This window comes from Nonlabens sp. (genome assembly GCF_051251825.1).
Lineage (GTDB): Bacteria > Bacteroidota > Bacteroidia > Flavobacteriales > Flavobacteriaceae > Nonlabens.
This window is the reverse complement of the sequence record NZ_JBPOGG010000049.1, coordinates 1-2226: the sequence shown is the minus strand read 5'-3', so window position 1 is coordinate 2226 and position 2226 is coordinate 1. Positions and strand designations below refer to the sequence as shown.

Below are 2226 nucleotides of genomic sequence, written 5' to 3'. Positions count from 1 at the left end.
TCTCCAAAGGAGTAAGCTTCGTGATAGTTGAACCATTAAAGCATACGGTTAATTTCAATCGAAATTAGGTATTTTTGTATAGGAAAGAACAAATGACACTATAAATTGATGGCTACACCTAAGACTTACGAAGATTTTGAACAAACATTAACTGGTTCGACCCCTCCAATGGATTGGTCGGAAGCACTGAAAGCCATGTGGTTTGCAGCGAATGACAATTGGGAGGCATCTCATGATATTGCTCAAGAAATGTTTAATGAAATGGGTAGTTGGATCCATGCCTATTTACATCGTGTAGAAGGTGATGAATTTAACGCAGGCTATTGGTATAGAAAGGCAGGAAGGTCGTTCCCGAAAATTTCGTTAGGGCAGGAGCAAAAAGAAATTACAGAGTATTTGTTAAAACCTAATTAGGTTAGTTCTTTCTTAAAACAGACACTATTTTCCATACCCTTATATTGACCATAATTAGGTATGACTTGGTATTCATTTTTGCTGTAAAGAGCTATAGCTTCTGGTTGGCGTTTGCCTGTTTCTAGAATGCAATTCTTATATTTTAGTTCAGTTGCCCATTCTTCCAGTTCTTTTAAAAGTAAAGAGGCAATTCCTTGGCCTCGTGTTTCGGGGGAAACATACATGCGTTTTACTTCTACCGAATCTGAATCGAACTCTTTTATGGCTCCACATCCTATTGCTACATCTTTTAAATAAGCAATGACCACGTGATTTAGGCTTTCTATTCCGTTGTATTGATGATAAAAGTCGTGCTCATCACCATCGGTATTACTTAAATAAGCATCTAGTTTGGCAACCAGACCAGTGAAATGTTCGTTTATGCATGTGGTTCGTTCAATTCTAACCATAATTATACATTTATAGTTACACCGGAAGCATTACTGTTTTTTGAACCATCAAAGTAGAAGTCTATTCTTCCAAGGTTAAGACCAAAACAACCTACTTGGTTAACCAAAACATTTCGTCCTAATTTGTTTTCTACAATAGTTGGTTTGTCAAGAAAAGTATGGGTATGCCCGCCAATAATTAAATCAGTGTATTCAAGAGCGGCAGCCATTGCAATGTCATGTGGCTTTTGTTTGTCTTTGTATTCGTAACCTAAATGAGATAAGCAGACGATAAGGTCACAACTTTCTTCGTTTTTTAATGCGCGCTCGGTGTCCTGTGCAATTTCAATAGGATTGTTGTATTCCGTTTCTTTGTACAGTTTTTTGGTAACTAGGCCATTTAATTCAATGCCTAGACCGTAAACTCCTATTTTAATTCCGTCAAGAGTATAAGTTTTGTATGGTTTGACCTGGCCGTCCATGACCGTATTTTTAAAATCGTAATTGGCGTTGATCATCTCAAAATCGGCATTGGGCATCTGAGCCAATAAACCATCAATACCATTGTCAAAATCATGGTTCCCTATAGTGGCCGCATCATATTTTAGTAGGCTCATGAGTTTAAACTCCAACTCACCGCCATAAAAATTAAAATATGGTGTTCCCTGAAAAATATCACCTGCATCAAAAAGTAATGTATTCGGGTTTTCTTTTCTAATGCTCTCTACCAAAGTGGCGCGCCTTGCTAGTCCACCAAGATTAGGAAACTCGGAATGATCTGTAGGAAAAGGGTCTATGTGGCTGTGCACATCGTTTGTGTGTAAAATGGTGATGTGTTTTTTTACATCGCCAAGGCAAGAGCTTAAAGAAAGTCCGCCCAAGCCAACAAGCGCAGTTGATGCCGTCGTGTTTTTAATGAATTTTCTTCTGTTCATAAAACTATATATTTTGTTGAATGTGACGGTAAATTGTCGCATCCGTGACGTTTTGTTTTTCGGTGCTAATCCAGTTTAATAAATCTATTGTCAATAACAGGTTTGAGCGTGTCTGTTTTCTTAAAATAGTCAATCATCGCATTTCTAATCAAATAATCGGTGTTCGTAATGTTTACAGCGTCTTCAAAAAAGACCATGCTGTCACCTCCATTTACCAAATAGTTTGATGTTGCTACATAATAGGTTCTATCTTCTTCCAAAGGCTTGCCCTGGATGGAGATAGACTGAATTTCATTTTCTGCGTCTAATGTTAATTGTAATCCAGCTATTGGATGAGCACGACCGGAATCTCTCAAATAGGACGCCATTTTCAATATAGAACTGCCTTTTAGTTCGGCCACCACTATAGAATTTTCAAAGGGCATGACTTCATAAGCGGTACGTGAAGA

General features: G+C 37.9%; 4 protein-coding genes. 1 reads left to right on the top strand and 3 read right to left on the bottom strand.

Annotated elements, in window-relative coordinates:
- Nucleotides 1-108 precede the first annotated feature (108 nt).
- Entirely contained in the window at nt 109-414 is a 306-nt protein-coding gene (locus tag ACSHWW_RS14455; protein WP_435683176.1) for a hypothetical protein, read from the top strand.
- Here the strand turns inward: ACSHWW_RS14455 and ACSHWW_RS14450 are convergent.
- The 3 genes from ACSHWW_RS14450 to ACSHWW_RS14440 all read right to left on the bottom strand — a co-directional run.
- On the bottom strand, nt 411-863 hold the full coding sequence (locus ACSHWW_RS14450; RefSeq protein WP_435683175.1) for a GNAT family N-acetyltransferase: 453 nt from the start codon (nt 861-863) through the stop codon (nt 411-413). The genes ACSHWW_RS14455 and ACSHWW_RS14450 overlap by 4 nt on opposite strands.
- A 2-nt stretch (nt 864-865) precedes the next feature.
- Nucleotides 866-1777 carry a bifunctional metallophosphatase/5'-nucleotidase gene (locus tag ACSHWW_RS14445; RefSeq protein ID WP_435683174.1) on the bottom strand — a complete coding sequence of 304 codons (912 nt, stop codon included), beginning with the start codon at nt 1775-1777 and terminating at the stop codon, nt 866-868.
- Nucleotides 1778-1842: 65 nt separating this feature from the next.
- Nucleotides 1843-2226 (bottom strand): 5'-nucleotidase C-terminal domain-containing protein (locus ACSHWW_RS14440; protein WP_435683173.1); only part of this gene is annotated, 384 nt, incomplete at its 5' end.

Bases quoted from the DNA above. Each gene is read 5' to 3' on its own strand.
- ACSHWW_RS14445 (WP_435683174.1), bottom strand. From the start codon at position 1,777: ATGAACAGAAGAAAATTCATTAAAAACACGACGGCATCAACTGCGCTT.
- ACSHWW_RS14450 (WP_435683175.1), bottom strand. From the start codon at position 863: ATGGTTAGAATTGAACGAACCACATGCATAAACGAACATTTCACTGGT.
- ACSHWW_RS14455 (WP_435683176.1), top strand. From the start codon at position 109: ATGGCTACACCTAAGACTTACGAAGATTTTGAACAAACATTAACTGGT.